This window comes from Sphingomonas albertensis, assembly GCF_014358075.1.
GTDB lineage: Bacteria > Pseudomonadota > Alphaproteobacteria > Sphingomonadales > Sphingomonadaceae > Sphingomonas > Sphingomonas albertensis.
The window spans coordinates 1-24,024 of record NZ_JACONT010000042.1 but is presented as its reverse complement, the minus strand read 5'-3'; the positions used below and the strand labels follow the sequence as shown (position 1 = coordinate 24,024).

At 65.9% G+C, this 24,024-nt stretch carries 16 protein-coding genes; 11 read left to right on the top strand and 5 right to left on the bottom strand.

The window, feature by feature from the left end:
- Window positions 1-113: 113 nt before the first annotated feature.
- A complete protein-coding gene (locus tag H8S47_RS15925) occupies window positions 114-1,733 on the bottom strand; it encodes a choline dehydrogenase (RefSeq protein ID WP_187504770.1) in 1,620 nt (539 codons plus the stop codon).
- Window positions 1,734-1,791: 58 nt separating this feature from the next.
- A complete protein-coding gene (locus H8S47_RS15920) occupies window positions 1,792-2,364 on the bottom strand; it encodes a TetR/AcrR family transcriptional regulator (RefSeq protein WP_187504769.1) in 573 nt (190 codons plus the stop codon).
- A gap of 102 nt (window positions 2,365-2,466) precedes the next feature.
- Here H8S47_RS15920 and H8S47_RS15915 point away from each other — a divergent pair, with 102 nt between their 5' ends.
- The 7 genes from H8S47_RS15915 (at window position 2,467) to H8S47_RS15885 (ending at window position 12,288) form a co-directional block, all read left to right on the top strand.
- The gene (locus H8S47_RS15915; RefSeq protein ID WP_187504768.1) at window positions 2,467-3,720 is read left to right on the top strand and encodes an acetyl-CoA C-acetyltransferase; all 1,254 of its coding nucleotides are present in this window, start codon (window positions 2,467-2,469) and stop codon (window positions 3,718-3,720) included.
- Window positions 3,720-5,258 carry an acyl-CoA synthetase gene (locus H8S47_RS15910; protein WP_187504767.1) on the top strand — a complete coding sequence of 513 codons (1,539 nt, stop codon included), beginning with the start codon at window positions 3,720-3,722 and terminating at the stop codon, window positions 5,256-5,258. The genes H8S47_RS15915 and H8S47_RS15910 overlap by 1 nt, the downstream gene beginning before the upstream one ends.
- Window positions 5,255-6,352: an acyl-CoA dehydrogenase family protein gene (locus H8S47_RS15905; protein ID WP_187504766.1), complete on the top strand. Its 1,098-nt coding sequence runs from the start codon at window positions 5,255-5,257 to the stop codon at window positions 6,350-6,352. Before H8S47_RS15910 ends, H8S47_RS15905 begins: the two co-directional genes overlap by 4 nt.
- Window positions 6,353-6,364: 12 nt before the next feature.
- Window positions 6,365-7,570, top strand: coding sequence for an acyl-CoA dehydrogenase family protein (locus H8S47_RS15900; protein ID WP_187504765.1), 1,206 nt, complete (start codon window positions 6,365-6,367; stop codon window positions 7,568-7,570).
- A gap of 85 nt (window positions 7,571-7,655) precedes the next feature.
- The gene (locus tag H8S47_RS15895; protein ID WP_187504764.1) at window positions 7,656-8,213 is read left to right on the top strand and encodes an NMCC_0638 family (lipo)protein; all 558 of its coding nucleotides are present in this window, start codon (window positions 7,656-7,658) and stop codon (window positions 8,211-8,213) included.
- Window positions 8,214-8,265: 52 nt separating this feature from the next.
- The gene (locus tag H8S47_RS15890) at window positions 8,266-9,675 is read left to right on the top strand and encodes a coniferyl aldehyde dehydrogenase (protein WP_398457702.1); all 1,410 of its coding nucleotides are present in this window, start codon (window positions 8,266-8,268) and stop codon (window positions 9,673-9,675) included.
- A gap of 204 nt (window positions 9,676-9,879) precedes the next feature.
- The gene (locus H8S47_RS15885) at window positions 9,880-12,288 is read left to right on the top strand and encodes a TonB-dependent receptor (protein ID WP_187504762.1); all 2,409 of its coding nucleotides are present in this window, start codon (window positions 9,880-9,882) and stop codon (window positions 12,286-12,288) included.
- Between the two features lie 45 nt (window positions 12,289-12,333).
- Here the strand turns inward: H8S47_RS15885 and H8S47_RS15880 are convergent, their stop codons facing one another.
- Window positions 12,334-14,313: a PAS domain-containing hybrid sensor histidine kinase/response regulator gene (locus tag H8S47_RS15880; protein WP_187504761.1), complete on the bottom strand. Its 1,980-nt coding sequence runs from the start codon at window positions 14,311-14,313 to the stop codon at window positions 12,334-12,336.
- Window position 14,314: 1 nt separating this feature from the next.
- A complete protein-coding gene (locus tag H8S47_RS15875; protein ID WP_187504760.1) occupies window positions 14,315-15,826 on the bottom strand; it encodes an ATPase domain-containing protein in 1,512 nt (503 codons plus the stop codon).
- 171 nt (window positions 15,827-15,997) lie between these two features.
- Between H8S47_RS15875 and H8S47_RS15870 the strand changes: the two genes are divergently transcribed.
- Both H8S47_RS15870 and H8S47_RS15865 read left to right on the top strand, forming a co-directional pair.
- Window positions 15,998-16,528: a DNA-deoxyinosine glycosylase gene (locus H8S47_RS15870; protein ID WP_187504759.1), complete on the top strand. Its 531-nt coding sequence runs from the start codon at window positions 15,998-16,000 to the stop codon at window positions 16,526-16,528.
- A 67-nt stretch (window positions 16,529-16,595) separates the two neighbouring features.
- Complete coding sequence (locus tag H8S47_RS15865; RefSeq protein WP_187504758.1) at window positions 16,596-17,228, top strand: DedA family protein; 633 nt, start codon at window positions 16,596-16,598, stop codon at window positions 17,226-17,228.
- Between the two features lie 3 nt (window positions 17,229-17,231).
- On the opposite strand, the gene H8S47_RS15860 is transcribed toward H8S47_RS15865, so the two are convergent.
- A complete protein-coding gene (locus H8S47_RS15860; RefSeq protein WP_187504757.1) occupies window positions 17,232-18,911 on the bottom strand; it encodes an alkaline phosphatase D family protein in 1,680 nt (559 codons plus the stop codon).
- Between the two features lie 169 nt (window positions 18,912-19,080).
- On the opposite strand from H8S47_RS15860, the gene H8S47_RS15855 reads away from it, so the two are divergent.
- Window positions 19,081-21,468, top strand: coding sequence for a TonB-dependent receptor (locus tag H8S47_RS15855; protein WP_187504756.1), 2,388 nt, complete (start codon window positions 19,081-19,083; stop codon window positions 21,466-21,468).
- A 50-nt stretch (window positions 21,469-21,518) separates the two neighbouring features.
- Window positions 21,519-23,993, top strand: coding sequence for a PhoX family protein (locus H8S47_RS15850; protein WP_187504755.1), 2,475 nt, complete (start codon window positions 21,519-21,521; stop codon window positions 23,991-23,993).
- The last annotated feature ends 31 nt before the right edge of the window (window positions 23,994-24,024 follow it).

Below are 24,024 nucleotides of genomic sequence, written 5' to 3'. Positions count from 1 at the left end.
CCTTTCTCCCCTCCCTTCCAGGGTGGGGAGGAAATCGGTCGCAAACGCCTCGAATGTTGAGGCGTCCCCCCGGCCTTCGGCGGGGTGGTCGTGGGTTGAGGGGTAAATTCCTCCTAAGCTGCCCGCGCCAACTGCCGGCCCTTGATCATGTCCGCCGCCTTCTCCGCGATCATGATCGTCGGCGCGTTGGTGTTCGAGCCGATCAGCGTCGGCATCACCGATGCGTCCACCACGCGCAGTCCCTCCAACCCACGCACCGCGAGCGTCGCGTCGACCACCGCCATGGTGTCGTCAGCCGTGCCCATCTTGCAGGTTCCGACCGGGTGGTAAATCGTCTCCGCCGTCCGTCGCACCCAGGCGTCGATCTCGTCGTCGGTACGGACGTCCTCGCCCGGCGACAATTCCCCTGCGCGGTACGGATCGAGCGCCGCCTGCCGCGCGACTTCGCGACCGATCCCCACGCAGGCCCGCATCACCCGGCGATCCTCCGCGGTCGCGAGATAGTTCGCGACGATCGTCGGATCGGCGAACGGATCGGCGGAGCGCAGCCCGATCCGTCCCCGGCTTTCCGGCCGCAACTGGCACAGGTGCAGCGTGAAGCCGTCCTCGGTCGCCTTCACCTTGCCGTGATCCTGCATGATCGCGAGCACCGCGTGGATCTGCACGTCGGGCCGCGACAGCCCCTCGCGCGACGACACGAACGCGCCCGCCTCGAGGAACTGCTGCCGCCCTGCCCCCTTGCCGCGCAACAGGTAATTCAGGCCGACGCCGATCATGCCGACGCCTTTGGTCATCGCATATCCGGTCCTCAGTCCGCGCGATTTCCAGTTCATCACGACGTCGAGATGGTCCTGGAGGTTCTCGCCGACACCGGGCAGCGCATGCACAACGCCGACCCCCGCGGCGGTCAGCCGATCCGGATCGCCGATCCCCGACAACTGGAGGATCTGTGGCGACTGCACCGCCCCCGCGCACAACAGCACCTCGCGGGTTGCCGTTACCGACTGCGGCTTCGCGCCCTTGTCGAGTACATAGTCAACGCCGGTTGCCCGCCGCTGGTCGATCCGGATCCGCGTTGTCCGTGCGCCGGTAATACAGGTGAGGTTTCGTCGTGACAGGATAGGTCGCAGATACGCCGCCGCGGTGCTCCAGCGCTTGCCGTCCGCCACGGTCAGGTCGTACCGGCCAAAGCCCTCCTGGCTCGCCCCGTTGAAATCCTCTGTCACCGGGTACCCCGCCTGCCGCCCTGCCTCGACCAGCGCATCATAGAACGGGCTGTCCGACTCCCCGCCCGAGATCGTCAGCGGACCGCCGCCACCGTGCAAGGGGCACTCGCCGCGATGATGCCCTTCGAGCCGCTTGAAATACGGCAGCACGTCGTCGAACGACCAGCCCGGCAGCCCCGTCTGGCGCCACTCGTCGTAATCCTGCGGATGCCCCCGCGTGTAGATCATGCCGTTGATCGACGAACTGCCGCCCAGCCCCTTGCCGCGCGGCCACCACAGGCGGCGGTGGTCGAGATGCGGCTCGGGCTCGGTCGAAAAGCCCCAGTTGCTCGGGTTCTTGCTCTTGATCAGTTCGCCGACGCCTGCGGGCATCCGCACGAGCACGCCGTCGTTACGCCCGCCCGCCTCAAGCAGCAGCACGCTCACACCGGGGTCCTCGGTCAGTCGCGCGGCCAGCACACAGCCGGCCGAGCCCGCGCCGATAATTACGTAGTCATACGTCTGCATGCCCGCATCCTCCTCATAACGCTCCGCTTTTCTTACGGAGTCGCATCACCGCGATACGCTAGCGCTCGCACAGTAGCGTAAGCAACCCGTTGCGCAGCACGCCGCGATCGAGCCCCTCGACCGGATGCACCTCGCTCAGGCCCACGGCGAGCAGCGCATAGCCGCGAATCCCCGCCTCGACGGAATCGAAACCGTGCGCGGTCAGTTGCTCGACCAGGAACGCCATCACCTTGTCGTCATGCTCGCGGATCGCCGCCGCCGCGCGCGCGTCGCTCTTCGCCCAGGCGCGCATCGCCAGCGCCAATTGCGACATGTCGTGATCGCGGACATGCTCGGCGAACGCGCGGATCCGCTCGACCGGCGCGAGATCGGACGCGGTCAGCGATGCCAGCAACGGATCGATCTGCGCCTCCGCAAAATACGATGCGAGCGCGGCATGATAGCCGTCGAAATCCTTGAAATGATGATAGAAACTGCCGGTCGACGCGCCCGCCGCCTGCGCGAGGCTGCGGAGTTTCAGCGCGCGAAGACCACCGCTCTTCAGCAACGCCTGCCCGATCTCCAGCCAATCGCGCGGCGCCAGATCCGCGCGGGGTGCAACGTCGTTTTCGACCGATACCGTGCTTGACAAGCCACTCTCCATAACGAATGTTACGTCGGAACGAAGCCGGACGCAATCCGGCATCAGGCACCACGACCGCACCATAGCGGCGGGTGTAACAGGAGAGAGAGTGTGGCCGAGGCTTTGATCATCGACGCCGTTCGTACCCCGCGCGGAATCGGCAAGACCGGCAAGGGCGCGCTTGCGCACATGCACCCCCAACATCTCGCCGCGACCGTTCTCAAGGCAATTGCCGAGCGCAATCATCTTGAGACCGCCGATGTCGACGACATCATCTGGTCGACCTCTACCCAGCGTGGCGAGCAGAGCGGCGATCTCGGGCGGATGGCGGCACTCGATGCGGGGTATGACGTCAAGGCGAGTGGGACGACGCTCGACCGGTTCTGCGGCGGCGGGATCACCGCGGTGAACTTCGCCGCGGCGCAGATCATGAGTGGGATGGAGGACCTCGTCATCGCCGGCGGGACCGAGATGATGTCGCTGACCACGACGATGATGCAGGACGACATGGCGGCGGGGAAACGGCCGCTCGGGATCGGCTCGGGCAACGCCAGGCTCGACGCTGCGCATCCGCAATCGAACCAGGGGATCTGCGCCGACGCGATCGCCAGCATCGAGGGGATCGACCGCGAAACGCTCGAAGCGCTCGGTTTAGAAAGCCAGCGCCGCGCGGCGGTGGCGATTGCCGAAGGACGGTTCGATCGCAGCCTCGTGCCGGTCACCGACGATACCGGTGCGCTGGTGCTCGAGAAGGACGAATACCCGCGGCCCGATACGACCGCCGAAGGCCTTGCCGCGTTGCGCCCCTCGTTCGCCGGGATCGCCGACATACCGCTCGACGAGAAGGGCACGACGTATCGCAAGCAGATCAACCGGCGTTATCCCGACGTCGATATCAAGCATGTCCATCACGCCGGTAATTCGTCGGGCGTCGTCGATGGCGCGGCGGCCGTGCTGCTCGCGAGCGCCGACTATGCCGCCAAGCATGGCCTCAAACCCCGCGCGCGGATCGTCGCGATGGCGAACATGGGCGACGACCCGACGCTGATGCTCAACGCCCCCGTCCCCGCGGCGCGGAAAGTGCTCGCGAAGGCTGGGCTGACCGTCGACGACATCGACCTTTGGGAGATCAACGAGGCGTTCGCGGTGGTCGCCGAGAAGTTCATCCGCGACCTGAAGCTCGACCGCGACAAGGTGAACGTCAATGGCGGCTCGATCGCGCTCGGCCATCCGATCGGTGCGACCGGCGCGATCCTGATCGGCACGATCCTGGACGAACTCGAACGCCGCGACCTGAAGCGCGGGCTTGTGACGATGTGCGCGGGCGGCGGGATGGCCCCGGCGATCATCATCGAGCGCGTCTGATGCACCCCGTCGCGCATGCGCTCACCACGCCCGACAAGCCCGCCTATATCATGGCGGCGACGGGCGAGACGGTGACGTATCGCGACATGGATGCGCGCGCGAACCAGGGCGCGCATCTGCTCCGCTCGCTCGGGCTGAAGCGCGGCGACGGCATTGCAGTGCTGATGGACAATTCGCCGCGCTATCTCGAAGTAATGTGGGCGGCGGAGCGCACCGGCGTCTATTGCACGTGTCTCTCGTCGAAACTTACCGCGAGCGAAGCAGCGTACATCATCCGCGACGGCGATTGCCGTGTGCTGATCGTGAGCAAGGGATGCGCAGAGGTCGCCGCCGCGCTGGTACCGATGCTCGACGACGTCCGGCGGTACGTCGTCGACGGCGCGATCGACGGGTACGCGGCGTACGAAGCCGCGCGCGACGCGAAGCCGGCCACGCCGATCGCCGACCCTTCACCCGGCGGCATCCTGCTCTATTCCTCGGGCACCACCGGCAAGCCCAAGGGGGTCAAGCACGCGCTTTCTGAAGAGCCGTTCGGGACCAACGTCTCGCCGCTCGTGATGCTCGGAAAGGGGCTGTACGGGTTCACGCCCGAGATGGTCTATCTCTCGCCCGCGCCGCTGTATCACGCGGCGCCGCTGCGCTGGTCGATGGCGGTGCACCAAGTCGGCGGCACCGTCGTCGTGATGGAGCATTTCGACCCCGAAGCCGCGCTTGCCGCGATCGAGCGGTTCCACGTCACGCACGCGCAATGGGTGCCGACGCACTTCATCCGCCTGCTCAAACTCCCGCCCGAGGTCCGCGCGCGTTACGACGTGTCGTCGCTGAAGGCCGTGTGGCACGCCGCCGCCCCCTGCCCGCTCCCGGTCAAGCAGGCGATGATCGACTGGTGGGGGCCGATCATCGGCGAATATTACGCCGGCACCGAAGGCAACGGGTTCTGCGCGATCTCCAGTACGGAATGGCTGACGCACAAGGGCTCGGTCGGCCGCAACCTGACCGCGCAGACGATGATCTGCGATGAGCAGGGCAACGCACTCCCACCACGCGCGGAGGGTGACGTGTATTTCGCGGGCGGCGGCGCGTTCGAATACCACAACGATCCCGCCAAGACCGCCGAGGCCGCCAACGCGCACGGCTGGACGACGCTCGGCGACGTCGGCTGGCTCGACGAGGAGGGCTATCTCTACCTCACCGACCGCAAGAGCTTCATGATCATCTCAGGCGGCGTGAACATCTACCCCGCCGAGATCGAGAATTTGCTCGTCACGCACCCGAAGGTCGCCGACGTCGCGGTGATCGGCGCGCCCGACGACGAAATGGGCGAGCGGGTGGTGGCGATCGTGTGCCCCGCCGACCCGACCGAAGACCGCGCGCAGCTGGCCGCCGAACTCAGTGCGTTCGCCCGCGCGAACCTCAGCCATGTGAAAGCACCGCGCCGGATCGACTTCCGCGACACGCTGCCGCGGCATGAGACGGGCAAGCTCTACAAGCGCCTGCTCCGCGACGAATATTGGGCGCAGTCTAAGGAGTCCGCATGAACTTCGATTATTCCGACGACCAGAAATTCCTGAAGGACGAAGCGCGCAAGTTTCTCGGCGCGCATTGCGGCAGCGACCGGGTCCGCTCCGTCCTCGACGATCCTGCCAAAGCGTATGATGCGGACCTGTGGAAAGCGGTCGGCGCGCAAGGCTGGCTCGGCGCGGCGATCCCCGAGGAATTTGGCGGACTGGGCCTTGGCCATATCGAGCTCTGCGCGATCGCCGAGGAACTGGGGCGTGCCTGCGCGCCGATCCCGTTCGCTTCGACCGTCTATTTCCTCGCCGAAGCGCTGATGCTGTACGGCAGTGACGCTCAGAAGGTCCGATGGCTGCCGAGGATCGCGGCGGGCGACGTCATCGGCGCGTTCGCCACGTCCGAAGGCGCCGGCCCGGTCACCGCACGGTCGGTGCGCACCTCAGTCTCCGGCGGCACACTCACCGGCGAGAAGATCCCCGTCACCGATGGCGACGTCGCCGACCTGATCGTCGTCCTCGCGCGCGACGGCCTCTACCTCGTCGAGAAGGGGTCGGGCGTCACCGCGGAAGTCCTCGAAACGCTCGACCCGACCCGCAGCGCGGCCCGCCTCACCTTCACCGACGCCCCTTGCGAGAAGCTCGGCACCGACGACGGGATCGCCGCGATGCAGGCGGTGTTCGACCGCGCCGCCGTGCTCCTCGCGTTCGAGCAGCTCGGCGGCGCGGATCGCTGTCTCGACATGGCGAAGGGCTACGCGCTCGATCGCTACGCGTTCGGCCGGCAGATCGGCGGCTACCAGGCGATCAAGCACAAGCTCGCCGACATGTACGTAAAGAACGAACTCGCGCGCTCCAATGCCTATTACGGAGCGTGGGCGCTTAACGTGGCCGCCGCCGAACTGCCGCTTGCCGCCGCCACGGCGCGCGTCGCCGCGTCGGACGCCTATTGGTTCGCGTCGAAGGAGAACATCCAGACGCATGGCGGGATGGGCTTCACCTGGGGGTCCGACTGCCACCTTTATTACCGCCGCTCGCGCCAGCTCGCGCTCGTCGCCGGCAGCCCCGCCGCGTGGCGCGAACGCCTCGTCGGCCAACTCGAAATGCGCAACGCCGCCTGATCGGAGCAGCACATGGACTTCAAGGACAGCGACGCCGAAGCCACGTATCGCGCCGCCGCACGCGCGTGGCTCGACGCGAACATCGCCGAGCACGACGCCGGCCACTACCCCGACGACATGGCCAAAGCGAAGGCCTGGCAGGCGCGCAAAGCGACTGGCGGCTATGCGTGCATCACCTGGCCGCAGGAATGGGGTGGTGGCGGCGGCACGCCGATCGAAAGCGTCATCTTCGGCCAGGAAGAGGCGAAACATGCAGTCGACGGCAGCTATTTCACGATCGGGCTCGGCATGTGCGTGCCGACCGTGATGGCCTATGCGGACGACGCGACCAAGCGGCGCTTCGTCGGCCCCGCGGTACGCGGCGACGAGATCTGGTCGCAGCTCTTTTCCGAACCCGCTGGCGGCTCCGACGTCGCCGCAATCCGCACGCGTGCGGTGCGCGACGGCGACGACTGGGTCATCAACGGCCAGAAGGTCTGGACCTCGGGCGCGCATTACAGCGACTACGGCATCGTCCTGGTCCGCACCAATTCCGACGTGCCAAAGCACCAGGGCCTGACGATGTTCTGGCTCGACGTGAAGGCGCCGGGGATCGAGATCCGCCCGATCCACCAGATGTCCGGCGGCTCGAGCTTCAACGAAGTCTGGTTCGAGGACGTCCGGATATCCGACGCGCAACGCCTCGGCCCCATCGACGGCGGCTGGAAGGTCGCGCTGTTCACGCTGATGAACGAGCGCCTCGCGATCGGCACGAGCGGCGGCGTCGGCCCCGAGGACATCCTCGCCTTCGCTGCCCAGGCCGATGGCGCAGACGGCCCGCTGCTGAAGGACACCGCGTTCCGCCAGACGCTCGCCGATTGGTGGGTGCAATCGGAGGGGCTGCGCAACACCCGGATGCGGACGATCACCGCGCTGTCGAAGGGCCAGGTGCCCGGCCCCGAAAGCTCAATTGGCAAGATCGTTGCCGCCAACCAGTTGCAAGCGATTGGCAACACCGCCGTCGAGGCGGGCGATCAATACGGCATCATATCCGACCCCGCGCTCACCCCGCTGAAGGGCGCGTTCCACGCCGCGACGATGTGGGCGCCGGGCCTGCGCATCGCCGGCGGCACCGACGAGATTCTCAAGAATATCATCGCTGAACGCGTGCTCGGCCTCCCCGGCGAAATCCGGGTGGACAAGGATTTGGCGTTCCGGGATTTGCCGGTGGGGGCTTAAATTTCGCATCGATGGTAGGAGAGTTTTAATTATCGGCAGCACGTCGCTATGTTTGGCAGAAGTAGCCAAGATAAACGGGGGAGAGATGTCGATCTTGCTTGCTCTGCTGACGGCAGCAACGGACTCAGACGCGCGCGTGATGCGAATGACCGAATTCTACCGAGATATCTGCCTAACTCGTTTTCCAGACCACAAGTCGGTGGCCGCAATGATGGCGGCACGCGGCGCACGAGAACTGTCCCAAGCAGACGTAAAAGTGACGATGGGCAAAGATCCGGCGCGCGCTTGGGACCTGAATGATGGGGGTGCCACAGTGTGGATCGAGTATCCACCGTTCCATGCCTGCTCGGTGCGCTGGAGTGCGTCGGACGTTGGCAACATGGATGCTTATCGCGCCGTCGCGGACAAGTACGAAGATGCAATTGGCGAGTTTTCCCCGATTGACCCTATGGAAGCCGATCAGAACGACATACATATTCGTGCAGTTGGCGAGGCTCGCACTCTTCCCGACAAAACGCAGGAGTCGCTGTTTTTTTTCGAGCAGAGCATAAGCGATCCAAAACGGCGCGCGGCCGGCGAAACGGGTTTCACGCTCAGGTTCGTTCATCAGTATGCGCCACCCGAGCCCACGCCTCAAAACTGATGCTGCCAAAGCTATCCGACCTATCCAGCTCTAGGATGTCCTAATGACCGACATGCACGCCATACTGACCGCCCAGCGTGACGCGTTCATGGCGGAGATGCCCGTCACCAAGGCCGTGCGTCTCGACCGCCTCAAGCGCGCCGCGGCGATGGTGCGGGATAACGCGGCGCGGTTCTGCGACGCGGTGTCGGAGGATTTCGGGCATCGCAGCCGCGAGCAGACGATGATGACCGATATCGGCGCGTCGCTCGCGCCGATCGCGCATGCCGCCAAGCATCTCGACCGTTGGATGCAGCGGGACCGCCGCCCGGTGCAGTTCCCGCTCGGGCTGCTCGGCGCGAAGGCTTGGGTCGAGTATCAGCCTAAGGGCGTGATCGGCATTATCGCGCCGTGGAATTTCCCCGTGAACCTGCTGATCGCGCCGCTTGCGGGCGTTTTCGCCGCGGGCAACCGCGCGATGGCGAAGACGAGCGAATACACGCCCGCCACCGCTGCGCTGTTTGAGGAACTCGCCGCCCGCTATTTCGCGCAGGACGAACTCGCGATCGTCTCTGGCGATGCGGAGGTCGGCAAGGCGTTCTCCGCATTGCCGTTCGACCATCTGATCTTCACCGGCGCGACCGCGATCGGCCGCCACATCCTCCACGCCGCCGCCGACAATCTGACTCCCGTCACGCTCGAACTCGGCGGCAAGTCGCCGGTCATCCTCGGCGCCTCGGCGGATATCGCGCGCTCGACCGAACGCGTCACGCTCGGCAAAATGATGAACGCCGGCCAGATCTGCCTCGCGCCCGACTACATGCTCGTCCCCTCGGCGGACGAGGCCAAGGTCGTCGATGGCATCAAGGCGGCGGCGAGCGCGATGTACCCGACGCTGCTCGCCAACGCGGACTATACGTCGGTGATCAACGATCGCCATCACCAGCGCCTCACCGACTGGATCGCCGACGCGCGCGCGAAGGGCGCGACGGTCGAGGTCGTGAACCCCGCCAACGAGGATTTCGCGAGCGCCAATTCGCGCAAGATGCCGCTGCACATCGTCCGCGACGCGACCGACGACATGATCGTGATGCAGGAGGAGATCTTCGGCCCTGTCCTGCCGATCCGCCGCTACGACGGCATCGACGACGCGATCGCGCAAGTGAACCGCCGCGACCGACCGCTCGGGCTGTATTATTTCGGTAGCGACGAGGCGGAGCGGCGCCGCGTGCTCGACCGGACGATCTCGGGCGGGGTGACGCTCGACGACGTGGTCTTCCACGTCTCGATGGAGGATCTCCCCTTTGGTGGCAGCGGACCTTCGGGCATGGGCGCGTATCATGGGATCGACGGGTTCCGGACGTTCAGCCATGCGCGCGCCGTGTTCAAGCAATCGAAGCTCGACGTCGCCAAGCTTGCCGGGTTGAAGCCGCCTTATGGGGCTGCTGCGGCGAAGACGATCGCGCGGATGATGCGGGGATGATTTTGTGCGCGATCGCCGCGCGTGCCCTCACCCTTCGCACGGCCAAGTAGCCGGGGCCCCTTCCCTAACTCCGGTGGGAGAAGGACTTTGGGTCGCTGCCGTAACAATTTCTTCGATCGTCTCGCAATCGTCTTGGATCTGTCGCCGACGCGTCATGCGGATCGGCAATGGGCCGCTGAGCGTCACCGCGTATCAGGGAATCCCATGCAGACCATATCGTCGCTTCTCGCCGGCGTTGCACTTGCCGCGTTCGCCACGCCCGCCGCTTTTGCCCAGAACCCGCCGGAGTCCGCGCCGGCAACTCCGGTAGCCACGCCGGCAGAGGTCCAGGCCGATCCCGCACCCGAGGCGCCCGCCGACATCGTCGTGCTCGGCTTCGGCCAGAGCCGCCAGGTACAGAGCGTCAGCGCGGTCGATCTTGCCCGCCTTACCCCGGGATCGAGCCCGTTGAAGGCGACCCAAAAGCTTCCCGGTGTCAATTTCCAGGCCTCCGACCCGTTCGGCGCGTATGAATGGGCGGTCCGTATCTCCTTGCGCGGGTTCAACCAGAACCAGCTCGGCTTCACGCTCGACGGCGTGCCGCTCGGCGACATGAGCTATGGCAACGTCAACGGCCTGCACATCAGCCGCGCGATCATCTCGGAGAACGTCGCGCGCACCGAAGTCGCGCAGGGCGCCGGCGCGCTCGGCACCGCCTCGACCAGCAACCTCGGCGGCACGATCCAGTTCTTCAGCGACAAGCCGCGCGATACCGCCAACGTCACCGGCGGTGGCACGTACGGTTCGGACAACACCTATCGCGGCTTCGCCCGGATCGACAGCGGAGACCTGGGCGGCGGATTGAAGGGGTATCTGAGCTATGGCTACCTCACCACCGACAAGTGGAAGGGCGACGGCGTCCAGCGCCAGCATCAGGCGAACGGCAAGATCGTCAAGGATCTCGGCGCATTCGGCAGCCTGTCGGCGTTCCTGAACTTTTCCGATCGTCGGGAGCAGGATTACCAGGATCTGAGCTACGACATCATCCGCCGCCGTGGCCTGCGCAACGATAACATCGCGGGCAACTACCCGCTCGCGCTGCAGATCGGGAAAACCTACCAGAACCAGGCGGCGCTCGCGAGCTATACCAAGGCGAACAACGGTTCGTCGGTCGGCTTTGTCGCACCGTGGGCGGGGGTCGGCACGACCTTCCCAAGCGGGTTCGGTACGGTCGACGACGCCTATTTCGATGCCGGCGGCGTGCGGCGGGATTACCTTGGCGGCGTGACGCTCAACGCGAACCTAACGCCCGAACTGACGATGGTCACGACCGGCTATTATCACGACAACAAGGGGCAAGGATCGTGGATCACGCCCTATTCGCCTACTGCTGCGGGCACGCTGAACCAGGACGGCAGCGTGATCACCGCGCCGAGCGCACTCGGCTTCCGGACGACCGAGTACAGCATCAAGCGCGGCGGGGCGCTTAGCAACATTGCCTATGAAACGGGTGCGAACACCGTCGAGGTCGGCGGCTGGCTCGAGACCAACACCTTCACGCAGGCGCGGCGCTTCTACGGGATGACCGACAGCGCGACGCCGAACCGCGACGTGCTCGAGTTCCAGAAGAACCCCTATGCGACGCAGTGGGACGGCAAATACGGCACCGACACGATGCAGTATCATGTCGAGGATACGCTGAAGCTCGCGGGCGACCGGCTGATCGTCAACGCCGGGTGGAAGGGCGCCTATGTCGTCAACAATGCGACGATGCTGCCCGATACGACCTCTCCGTTGGCGGTCGGCCGTATCTCGGCGAAGGACTGGTTCCAGCCACAGGCCGGAATCCTGTTCAAGTTGACCCCGGCGGCGGAGATCTTCGCGGATTATACCGAGAACATGCGGGCGTTCGTCTCGTCGGCGACGACCGGACCGTTCGCGGCGACGCAGGCAGGCTTCAATGACGTCCGCGGGCGTCTCAAGCCCGAGCGCTCGAAGACGGCTGAGGGCGGCGTCCGCCTCCACAGCGGACCGTTCCAGGCCTCGGCAGTCGGCTATTATGTCGACTTCTCGAACCGCCTGCTCGCGTTTGCCAACGGCGTCGGCATCCTCGGCAACGCCCCGACGCTCAACAACGCGGGCAGCGTGCGCACGTATGGCGCCGAGGTCTCCGCCAATTACCGCATCTTTCGCCCGCTCTCGCTGTTCGCCAGCTATTCCTACACCAACGCGGAATATCAGGACACGGTCACCGACGCCTCTGGCTCGGTCCAGGTCCGCAAGGGCGATACCGTCGTCGATACGCCCAAGCACATGATCAAAGGCGAGATCGTGCTGGAACAGTCGGGTTTCACCGGACGGATCGGCGCGGATTACATGAGCAAGCGCTACTTCACCTATCTCAACGACCAGTCGGTACCTGGCCGGGTGCTGGTCGACGCGAGCATCGGCTATCGGTTCGAGGGCGATGGCCCGCTGCACGGCGTCGCGATCGAGGGCAGCGTGACCAACCTGACCGACAAGAAGTATATCGCGACGATCGGCTCGAACGGCTTCACCGCGAGCGGTGACAACCAGACGCTGCTCGCCGGCGCGCCGCGGCAGTTCTTCGTGTCGCTGAAGAAGGGGTTCTGATCCTTGACGCGAGATCGTACCGGGCGCCGTTTGCCCGGTCCGATATCACTCGACCACGCGTAGCTTCGGGCGACCGGGTGGCGACTGGCGCAGCAGGTCGTCGACCCGCGCGGCAAGATCGGTCTGGCGGAACGGCTTCGACAGACGGATGACGCCCTCTGGCACATCCTCCCCCGCCGCCGCATAGCCGGTGACGAGCAGCGCCGGGATACGATTGCCCGACGACCATAGTTCGGTGATGAGTTGTCCGCCGGTCATCCCGGGCATCAGATAGTCGGTGACCAGTACGTCCGCGTCGACCCCTGAGCGGATCGCCGACATGGCCTGGCTGGCGGACGACACCTCGACCACGACATAGCCGATATCGCGCAGCATGTCGGCCGTCGCCGCGCGCACGAGATCCTCGTCGTCGACCAGCAGCACCTTGGCGGCACGCCGCGCAACGACGGGCTCGGCGGTGTTCTCGACGGTATCGGTCGCGACTTCATCGGTGGCCGGCAGCCACAGTTCGACCGTCGTGCCCGAACCGGGTTCGCTGGTCAGGCGGAGCGTGCCCCCCGATTGCGCAGCGAGGCCGTGGACCATCGACAGGCCGAGCCCGGTGCCCTTGCCGACGCCCTTGGTGGAGAAGAACGGCTCGGTGGCGCGGGCCAGCGTCGCGCGGTCCATGCCGACGCCAGTGTCGATCGCTGCAATCCGGACGTAGCGGTCGGGTGCGAGGCCGACGACGTTGCGCTCGTCGACGACGACCTCGCTGACCGTCAACGTCAGCTTGCCGCCGCCCGGCATCGCATCGCGCGCGTTGATCGCCAGATTGAGCAGGGCGAGTTCGAGCTGGTTGGGATCGACGCGCGCCGACGACAAATGTCGCGGGATTTCGATCGTCACCGCGATCGATGGCCCGAGCGATCGCCGCATCAGATCGACGAGTCCGTCGATCAGCGCACCGATATCGACCGCGCGCGGTTGCAAGGCCTGCCGCCGCGCGAACGCAAGCAGCCGCTGTGTCAATGTCGCCGCGCGCTCCGCCGCCTGCAACGCACCACCGATCATCCGCTGCGTGCGTTCGTCATCCTTGTGACGCCGCCGCAACAGATCGAGGCTGCCGACGATCGGCGTCAGCAAATTGTTGAAATCATGCGCGACGCCGCCGGTCAGCTGGCCGATCGCGTCCATCTTCTGTGCCTGCGCCAGTTGCGCATCGGCTTCCTTGCGATCGGTGACGTCGGAGACCACGCCGGTCATCCGCGCCGCCTTGCCGGCATCGTCATATTGCACGCGCCCCTTGGCGACGAGCCACCGCGAGTGGCCGTCGGCCGCGTCGATGCGGTATTCGACGTCGATTACGCCGGTTTTCGTGGCTTCGGTCATCGCGCGCGTGACGATGCCGCGTTGCTTGACGTCAATATGACTGAGGAACGTTCCCAGGTTCCAGTCCGCCTTGCCCTCGGGATACCCGTAAATGGCATCGTGCCGCAGCGTTCGCCGGGACTCGCCGGTCGTCAGGTCGATGTCCCAACTGCCCATGCCAGCGGCCTCGAGCGCGATCTCCAGGCTTTCGCGTGCGGTCCGTAGTTCGCTTGTCCGATCCAGCACGGCCCGTTCGAGCGTCACGGCCACGTCGCGCAACTCGTACTGCCGTCGCCGTGCCGTTAGCGCCGACCGGATCGCGCCCAGCATCGCCTCAGCGTGCAGCGGCCGTTCGAGCAGCAGGACGTTCCCAAGATCGGCGAGCCGCTGGGTGGCACGCGCGGTGCGCGGCGTCCGTGTCCCGTTCGCCAGCACCACGAACTGGATATCCGCCCAATTGGGTTGCGCCGAGACCCATTCGGCCAGCGGCGCGACCTCTTCGGTCACCAGCGCTTCTTCGGTGAGCATCACTGCTGCGGCGCCCTTGGTGAGTTCGACGAGCAACTCCGCCTGGTCGTGGCAGACGAATGCGACGATGTCGTTCCTGCCGAGCAGATCCGCCGCGATCGCCGAATCGCGCCCGCGCGGTGCCAGGATCAGGACGCGGTCGTCCATGTCAGCCGCGAATGTCCCGTATTCCCATCCGGCTGGCCATCAACGTCTTTCCTTCGCCGGAGAATGTCGGGACGCCGGTCAATACGCCCTGGAATTCGCGAAGGGGCTCGCCGACCAGCAATCCGTTGCTACCGATCTGAAACTCCCGGATCGTCCGTTCGTGCCGTGCGGTGCGCGTCTTGATCACCGAAATCGCCTGTCGCACCTCGCCATGCGCCTCGAAATAGCGGAGCTGGACGATGGTATCCGACAGATAGCTCAGGTCGACATCGGACCGGACGTCGCCGGTAATGCCGTGCAGGCCAAGGATCAGCAGGCTGACGATACCCTTCTGGCCAAGGTACGTTAGCATCTCGTGCATCTGCAGGATCAGGAACTGCTCGTTGGGCATCGCCTGGAGGTAGGCGTTGAGGCTGTCGATCACGACGACCTTGGCACCATGGTCCTCGACCGCGGCACGTACCGCGCCCGAGAATTCCCCCGGCGACATCTCGGCGGGATCGATCGCGCGCAGTTCGAGCTGTCCGTTGTCGACGTACGGCATGAGATCCATGCCCAGCGACGCGCTCCGCTTCAGCAGCGTAGGCAGACGTTCGTCGAACAGGAAATAGGCCGCGCGCTCGCCGCGCTTTAGGGCCGCGAGCATCGACTGGACCGATGCCGTCGTCTTGCCCACGCCGGCCGGGCCGGTCAGCAACGTCGCGGTACCGGGGATCAGGCCGCCGCCGAGCAACGTGTCGAGTTCGACCGACCCGGTCGAGACTGCGTCGTCCGAATATTTCATGACGTGTTCGGACGCGATGAGGCGAGGATAGACCCGCAACCCGCCGCGCTCGATCTCGAAATCATGGTAGCCGCCGCGATATCGCACGCCGCGCATCTTGACGACATGCATTCGACGCCGCTGCGCACCGAACCCCGACAAGGTCTGTTCAAGCGACACGACGCCGTGGGCGATGCTGTGCAACTGGAGATCGCTGCCCGAGCCGCTCTTGTCGTCGAGGAACAGCACGGTGCAGGCGCGCGTCGAGAAGAAGTGCTTGAGCGCGAGGATTTGGCGACGATAGCGGATCGGGCTCTGCGCGAGCAGGCGGAGTTCGGACAGGCTGTCGATGACAACGCGCTTGGGCCGAAGCTCGTCGACCTTGGCCATCACCGAGCGAATTGTCTCGCCGAGTTCGACCTCGCTCGGGTGGAGCAGCGTCTGTTCGTGATCCTCGCCAAAGCCGTCGGCGGGAACCATCTCGAACAGGCTGAGCGAATCCAGCGACCAGCCATGCGTCTCCGCCACCGCGCGCAGCTCGACCTCGGTCTCCGCGAGCGTGATGTACAGCCCAGCCTCGCCGACCGCCGCACCGGCCAGCAGAAAGCCGAGCCCGAGCGTGGTCTTGCCGGTGCCCGGCGTGCCTTCGATCAGATACATCCGGTCCGGCGTCAGTCCGCCGTTGAGGATATTGTCGAGACCCGCGATTCCAGTCCGGGCGAGCGCCGGCAATTGTCCGTCTTTTGCCAACGCGGCCGTCCTCCCGTCGATCGAGCGCACCCCGCGGGATACGATTTGTTATCTGCGTCTTAGGGGATAAGCCACCCATCGCATAGCCTTGCGGATGAAGGCTTCGTCGGCGACCTTGCGGCGGTGCGGTGAACCGTGACACAGCGCGCTATCGTCACGATCGGGGACCCCATGCCGCTCAAGCACTCGTTTCCACCGGTCGCCGACGATGATGCGCGCGTGCTGGTCCTGGGGAGCCTGCCGGGCAACCGCTCGCTCGCCGCGCAACGCTATTACGCGCATCCGCAGAACCAGTTCTGGCGGCTGATGTCGCCGGTCGTCGGCCATGATCTCGTCGCGCTCGCCTATGACGATCGGCTCGCGGCGTTGCGGACGAGCGGGGTCGCATTGTGGGACGTAGTGGGCTCCGCGCGCCGGGCGGGCAGCAGCGATGCGGCAATCGTCGATATCGCGGGGAACGACATTGCCGGGCTGGCCGGGCGACTGCCCCGGCTGCGCGCGATCGCGTTCAATGGTGGTACCGCGTTGAAGCAGGGGCTGAAACTGCTCGGGCGGGATGTCGGGCGTGCGGGCTCGGCTGGTCCGGCGATCGTCGCGTTGCCGTCGAGCAGTCCGCTTCACACGGTCGGGCTGGCGGCGAAGCAACCGTCTTGGGATCGGCTCGCGGCGTTCTTGCCCGACCGGCCGGAGTCGCGCGACTAGGTTGGCCGCCGGCGCTTGCACTTTTACAAGACTGGCGAAGTTTGACGCGCTGCGGCAAGGGCGGTGGATGTCGATCGAAACGCTCATCGCCCAATATGGTCTTGCCGCGATCTTCGTCGGAGCGGGGCTCGAGGGCGAAACCTCGGTCGTGACCGGCGGGCTGCTCGCGCACGAGGGCCTGTTGTCGCTGGGCGGCACCGCGCTGGCGGCCGTGGTCGGATCGTTCGCCGCGGACCAGCTCTTCTTCTTCGCGGGCCGGCGCTACCGCGACACCGCGCGGGTTCGCAGGATCGCGGCGAAACCGGCCTTCGCCAAGGCGCTGGATACGCTCGACCGGCACCCCACGGTCTTTATCCTCAGCTTCCGCTTTCTGTACGGATTGCGCACCATCAGCCCGATCGCGATCGGCACGTCGCACGTGCCCGCGCGGACCTTCGTCGTGCTCAACGCGATCTCCGCGGCGGTGTGGGGCGTGTTGTTCACCGGCATCGGCTATTTGTTCGGCCATAGCCTGATCGAGGCGATCGATGCGGTAATGCCGCGGCACAAGCTGCTCGCCATCGTCGCGATCATCGCGCTCGTCGCGCTGGTGATGACCACGATCCGGTATTGGCGTCGGCGTCGATCGAACGCCACCCGCCAACCCGAGGCGGAGCGGATCCGTTCGGCTGCGTCGACCGACGCCTCCGAACGGACCTGAGGCTCAGGCGATCTTTTCGAGCGGCTGATCCGGATGATCGGCGTGCGTGCGGAAGCGCGCTGCGGTGGCCTGGGTGTAGGGCTTGGTCATCACCGTCGAGACCGTGATCGAGTCCGCGGTCGCGTGTTCGGGCGTCAGCGTCAGCAGCGTGAAGCCCTTGCCGTCCTGGTCGCAGAAGCGGACTTCGCCCTTGTTGGCATCGGCGATCAGGCTGCCGATGCCGGGCAGCAACGAACCATAGGACGGGCTGGTGATCGCGGTGCAGCCGAACTCCGCCGCGACCAGCTTCCCCGACGCATCGTGCAGGTCGTTCGCCCAGGCCGCATGGCTGTCGCCGGACAGCACGATCGGCCGCGACTTGGCGCGTTGGAACGCCGCATACAGACGTTCGCGGGCGGGCGGATAGCCGTCCCAGCTGTCGAACCCGAACGGCAAGCCGGCGCGGTACGAGGCGATGCTCGCCGTCAGTCGCTCGCGCCACATCGCCGGTAGCTTCGCCATCGTCTCGGCGAATTTCACCGGGCCGAGCTGCCGCTCCATGTCGGGGCCGGCGACCTTGGCCATCACCACTTGGTTGCCGAGCACCTGCCACGGCTTGCCCGCCGCGACCGATGTCGCCATCGTCTTCTCGACCCAGGCGAGCTGCGCCGGGCCGAGCAGTTCGCGGTCCGTCCGCGCGCGCTCCGCCAGCATCGCCGCATATTCGGCGGGCGTGATTTTCTCGCCCTTCGACACGACTTGATGACTGCGTGCGAGCAGCCGCGTCTCGACCATCACCAACGTCGCGAGATCGCCGAAATCGAAGCTGCGGTTGATCGCCGCCCAGGGCTGGCCGGGCTTGGGATCGCGGATCGGCATCCATTCGAAATAGGCCTGCATCGCGGCGGCCTTTCGCGCATCCCAGTCGCCTTCGGTCTTGGGATCATGGTTTTCGGCGCCGTGCATCCAGTCGTCGTTGGCGACCTCGTGATCGTCCCAGACGCAGATGAACGCGGCGCGGGCGTGCGCCGCCTGCATGTCGGCGTCGCGCTTCACCTGCGCGTGGCGCATGCGGTAGTCGGCGAGGCTGACGATCTCGTGGAGCGGCTCGACGAGGCGGCCGATCTTCTTCGCGATGTCCGCGCCATAGCCGTCGACGCCGTATTCGTAGATGTAATCGCCGAGATGCAGCACCGCGTCGAGCCGGTCGAGCTTGGCGATCGCGTCATAGGCGTTGAACAGTCCGCCCGCGTAGAGCTGGCACGAGACTACCGCCATGACGACGTCGGCGATCTTGCCCTTGGGCAGCGTGCGGAACCGGCCGACCGGCGAGCGCGTGCCGTCCGCGGCGTCGAACCAGTAGCGATATTCGCGGCCCGGCTGGAGCCCGGTCGCCTCGACCTTGGCGGTGAAGTCGCGTGCCGCGCGGGCCTTGACGCTGCCCGAACGGAGAGGCTTGCCGCCCTCCGTCTCGGCGACATGCCAAGTGAGCGCGATATCGCCGGCCTGTGTGGCGTCGGCGGGCGTCGCGCGGGTCCACAGGATCGCGCCGTCGACCGCGGGATCGCCGCTCGCGACGCCGTGATCGAAGCGGCTCTTGACCGCATCCGCGGCCTGCGTTGCGACCGCGGGCAGCGCCAGCGTCGCGCCCGATCCGGCGAGTTTCAGGGCGTTCTTCAGGGCGTCGCGGCGGTTGATCGTCATCGGCTGAGGCTTTCGTAGCGGTGTCGTCCGGCTGCTAGCGACGATCCAAGACAGCGCGGTGGCAACGATGTGACACCGTCGTTACGGAACCGTCATCTTCGTTTCATCATCACGACGTCGAAACGTCACGTGTCGCCCGTAGTGCCTCCGCAACGACACGGGGGACTTCATGACACGCATCTTCACGGGGCTCGCACTTGCGACGCTCGCAACGACCTGCTCGACCGCCGCACTCGCGCAGGCGTCGACCCAAGCCGACGTCCAGGCCGGCACGCCGAACGACGAGATCGTCGTCACCGCGCAGAAGCGCGAACAGCGGATCGCGGATGTTCCCGTCACCGTGACCGCGGTCACCGGCGCCAGGATGGCCGCGATCGGCGTCAATTCGCTGACCGAGGTCGCCGCCTATATCCCCGGCCTGCAGATCCAGGAGCAGAGCGCGAACAACCCGGGCTTCGTCATCCGCGGCATCACCTCGGACAATGGCTCGTCGCAACAGGGCGCGCGCGTCACGCTGTATTACAACGGCATCGACATCAGCCGGTCGCGCGGCGCGTATCAGGATCTGTACGACCTCGAACGGATCGAAGTCGTGAAGGGCCCGCAGGCGACGCTGTTCGGCACCGCCGCCGCGGTCGGCGCGATCAGCGTCATCTCGGCCAAGCCGCAGCCCGGCGTGTCGGGTGCGATCAACGGCTCGTACGGCAATTTTAACCGGACGCAGGTCTCGGGCTTCCTCAACGCCGGCAACGACGTGCTCGCCGGGCGGATCGCGTTCGCCTACAAGTACCGCGACGGCTATGTCCGCAACATCGCCGGCGACGCGAACGTGCCGAACCAGAACCAGGGGGGCGTGGACCAGGACGATCTGAACGGCCAGGACCAGCGCGGTATCCGCGGATCGCTGCGCTATCGCCCGAGCGACAGCGTCACCGCCGACCTCGTGCTGACCTATGATGGCCAGCGCAACCCCGGCACCGCGTTCAAGAGCCGCGCGCATGCCCCGACCGGCGGCCAGACCGGCGACTATGGCTATGCCGAACTGTCGGGCTCGCCGTACAGCGCGGAGTTTCTCGGCGCACGCAAGCTCGGGCTCGACCGCAACGTCTATGACGCCAACCTGACGATCACCGCGGATCTGTCGCCGGGCATAACCTTCACCACGGTCAACGGGTATCGCCGCTTCGACGCGCTTGAGATCTTCGACGCGGACGGTGGCCCCGCCGCCTATCTGGAGTTCGCCGAGGATGCCAAGGGCGACCAGTGGAGCCATGAGAGCCGCTTCGCGTTCGAAGGGCCGAAATATCGCGCCTCGGTCGGCTGGAACGCATTCTTCGAGAACGGCTTCCAGCGGGTGCCGTTCGCGACCGAAGAGGGGACTTACCTCGCCTGCTCGGTTGCAACGGCCTATCAGCCGATCCGTACGGCATTGAACGGGGCGGGCATTCCCACCGGCACCGGCTGCGTCACCGCCAATGGCACTATCCCGGCCACCCGCGCCACGTCGATCTTGACCGGCGGGCGTGCGACCGCAATACCTTATGCCGCGGAGTTCACGAACTATGGCAGGAACAACACCTACTCGGTGTTCGCCGACGCGACCTATATCCCGGTCCCCGCACTCGAACTGACCGCGGGTGCGCGGATTCTGATCGAGGATCGCCAGTCGGGCTATTCGTCGATCCAGCCGAACTCGGTGATCCTGGCATCGCTGAACATCCAGACCAGCCTGCTCGGCACAGCGAATACCAACGGCAACAAGTTCGTCGCAGAGAAGAGCTTCACCGCGATCCTGCCGCGCTTCAATGCGCTGGTGAAGCTCAGCGACGCGGTCAATCTCTACGGAACGATCAGCAAGGGCCGCCGCTCGCCGGTCGTCCAGCTCGCCGCGCAGCGTACCGCCTTCGGCGTCGGTCCCAATCTCCAGATCATTCCGGAAGAGAAAGTCTGGAACTACGAAGGCGGCATCAAAGGCCAGATGGGACCGTTCAGCGGCACCGCCTCGGTATTCTACCAGACCTATGACGGCTTCCAGTTCTCGGTGACGAGCAACGGCGTCACGACGGTGCGCAGCGCGGACTCGGCGAACAGCGTCGGCGTCGAGCTCGAAGGCAACCTCAAGCTCGCATCGTATCTGTCGGTATTCGGGACATTTGCGTATATCGACGGCGGTATCGGCGATGACGTGGCGAATGGTCCCTATGCCGGCAACCAGTTCCGCCTCCAGCCCAAGACCACGGCATCGGCCGGCGCGATCCTGCGTGCTCCTATCGGCGGGGCGACGCTCTACGCCACGCCGAGCGTCACCTATAAGTCGAAGGTATTCTTCGAACTGCCCAACACCGAAGCGGTCAGCCAAAGGGGCTATACGCTGGTCAACCTGCGGGCTGGGCTCGAATTCACAGCAGGCAAGTACAGCGTCGGCGGCTTCGTCCGGAACGCGACCAACAAGCGCTATCTGATCGACGCGGGCAACACCGGCGGGGGCTTCGGGATCCCGACCTACATCGCAGGCGAGCCACGCTTCTACGGCGTCGAGCTGGGCGCGAAATTCTAACGCTCACGCATCGCTATCGTACCGAGCAACCATCCCCGGGGGGACCACGCATGACCATCGACACCACCTATACCGACGGCGATATCGACACCAATCCGACCGCCAATCCGCATCTGAACGAGCTGATCGATACGCGGTATTCGCGACGCCAGACGCTGATGGGCGGCATGTCGGCAACCGCCGCCGCGGTGTTCGGCGGGATGCTGCTCACCGGGTGCGACGATGACAACGACGGCAACGGCAGCAGCCCGGTCACCGCGACCGCGACCGCGGGCGGCAGCTCGTCCGCCGGGCGGGTCGCGACGCTGACCGGCGCGGCGATCGGCCAGGTCGACAGCGTGAGCTGGACGCAGACGGCGGGCCCGGCGGTGACGCTGGCCGGCGCGACCACAGCGACCGCGACCTTCGTCGTGCCGGGGGCCACGGCGGGCACGGTGCTGAGCTTCCAGTTCACCGCCGTGTCGGCGAGCGGATCGGTGAGCGCGACGACCAGCGTGACGGTGGGTGCGGCCTCACTCGGGTTCACTGCGGTTGCGAAGAGTCTTGCGGACATTGTTGCGGTTCCCAGCGGATATGCGGTGACGGTGCTGTACCGGCTCGGCGATCCGATCGCGGGCGGCGTCGCGGCCTATGCGAACGACGGCACCGATACGAATTTCTCGAAGCGTGCAGGCGATCATCATGACGGCATGAGCTATTTCGGGCTGTCGGCGAGCGGAACGCCCGATGCCAACGGCAACACGCGTGGGCTGCTGGTACTCAACCACGAGAATATCTCGCAGCCCTATCTGCATCCGAACGGTGCAACCAATCCAGGCGGCGTCCGTCCCGAGGCCGAGGCGCTGAAGGAAATGGAGTGCCACGGCGTATCGGTGATCGAGGTCAGTCGCTCCGCGAACTGGGCCTATGTTCCGACCTCGTCGTTCAACCAGCGCATCACGCCGCTGACGCCGATGAGCTTTTCGGGCCCGGTGCGCGGCAATGACAGCCTCAAGACGCGTTATTCGCCGGACGCGACGGCCGGGCGTGGCACGATCAACAATTGTGCCAACGGTACAATGCCTTGGAACACGTACCTGACGAACGAAGAGAACTGGGTCGGGTATTTCCGCCGCGAGGTCGGCGATGGCGCACGGCGTGCAGCGACCGGCGCTGCCGGGGTCAAGGCGAACACGTCGCTGGCGCGCTATGGCAAGGGCGAGAGCAACACCGGCGGCAATTACGGGTGGTCGACGGTCAGACCGGCGGACACGACCAGCACCGCCTATGCGCGCTGGAACATCACGGCGCAGGCCGGCGCACCTGCCGATGGCACGGGCGATTTCCGCAACGAGATCTTCCAATATGGCTGGGTGGTCGAGATCGACCCGTTCGATCCCGCCTCGACGCCGCGCAAGCGGACCGCGCTGGGCCGCATGAACCACGAGGGCTGCGAGATCGGCCGGACGATCGCTGGCGTGAAGCCGGCGTTCTACATGGGGGACGACGCGCAGAACGAATATATCTACAAGTTCGTGTCGGCCACGCCTTGGTCGGCGGCGGATGCCACGGCCGCCAACCGGTTGGCGATTGGCGACAAGTATCTCGATACCGGAACGCTTTACGTTGCGAAGTTCTCGGCGGACGGGAGCGGTCAGTGGTTGCCGCTGGTGTTTGGCCAAGGGCCCCTCACCTCGGCCAATGCCACCTATTCGTTCGCGAGCCAGGCGGATGTGCTGATCAATACGCGACTGGCGGCGGATGCACTGGGGGCTACGCGGATGGATCGACCGGAGTGGACCGCGGTGAACCCAGCTACCGGCGAAATGTATTGCACGCTCACCAACAACTCGTCGCGCACCGTGGCGTCGGCGGACGCGGCGAACCCGCGCGCTTATGTCGATCCGAAGACCACGGGCGGGCAGACGACGGGTAACGCCAACGGGCACATCATCCGCCTGCGCGAGACGGGCGACACGTCCGAGGCGACCACGTTCGCCTGGGACATTTATGCGTTCGGCGCGGGTTCCGATCTGGATGCGACCAACATCAACCTGTCGGGCCTCGATGCGACCAACGACTTCTCGTCGCCGGACGGCCTGTGGTTCGGCCTGCCGAGCAATGCCTCGGGAACGATCGCGCCGGTGATGTGGATCGAGACCGACGACGGTGCGTATACCGACGTCACCAACTGCATGCTGCTCGCCTCGGTGCCGGGCAAGGTCAATGACGGCGGCACGCGGACGGTCACCAACACCGTCGGCGCGGCGACCGGATCGGTGACGACGCGGATCGGCAAGGCACCGGGCGCGACCCTGCGCCGCTTCCTGGTCGGGCCGAAGGAGTGCGAGATCACCGGCATCTATTCGACGCCGGACGGGCGGTCGCTGTTCGTGAACATCCAGCATCCGGGCGAAGGTGGCGGGCCGACCAACATCACGAGCAGTTGGCCTGCGAACCAGGCGGGTGCGGTGGCGACGCCATCCCGGCCGCGGTCATCGACGATCGTGATCACGAAGACGGACGGGGGTGTGGTGGGGCTTTAAGCTGAATCGAGGGGTGAGAGTGGGTCGGTCT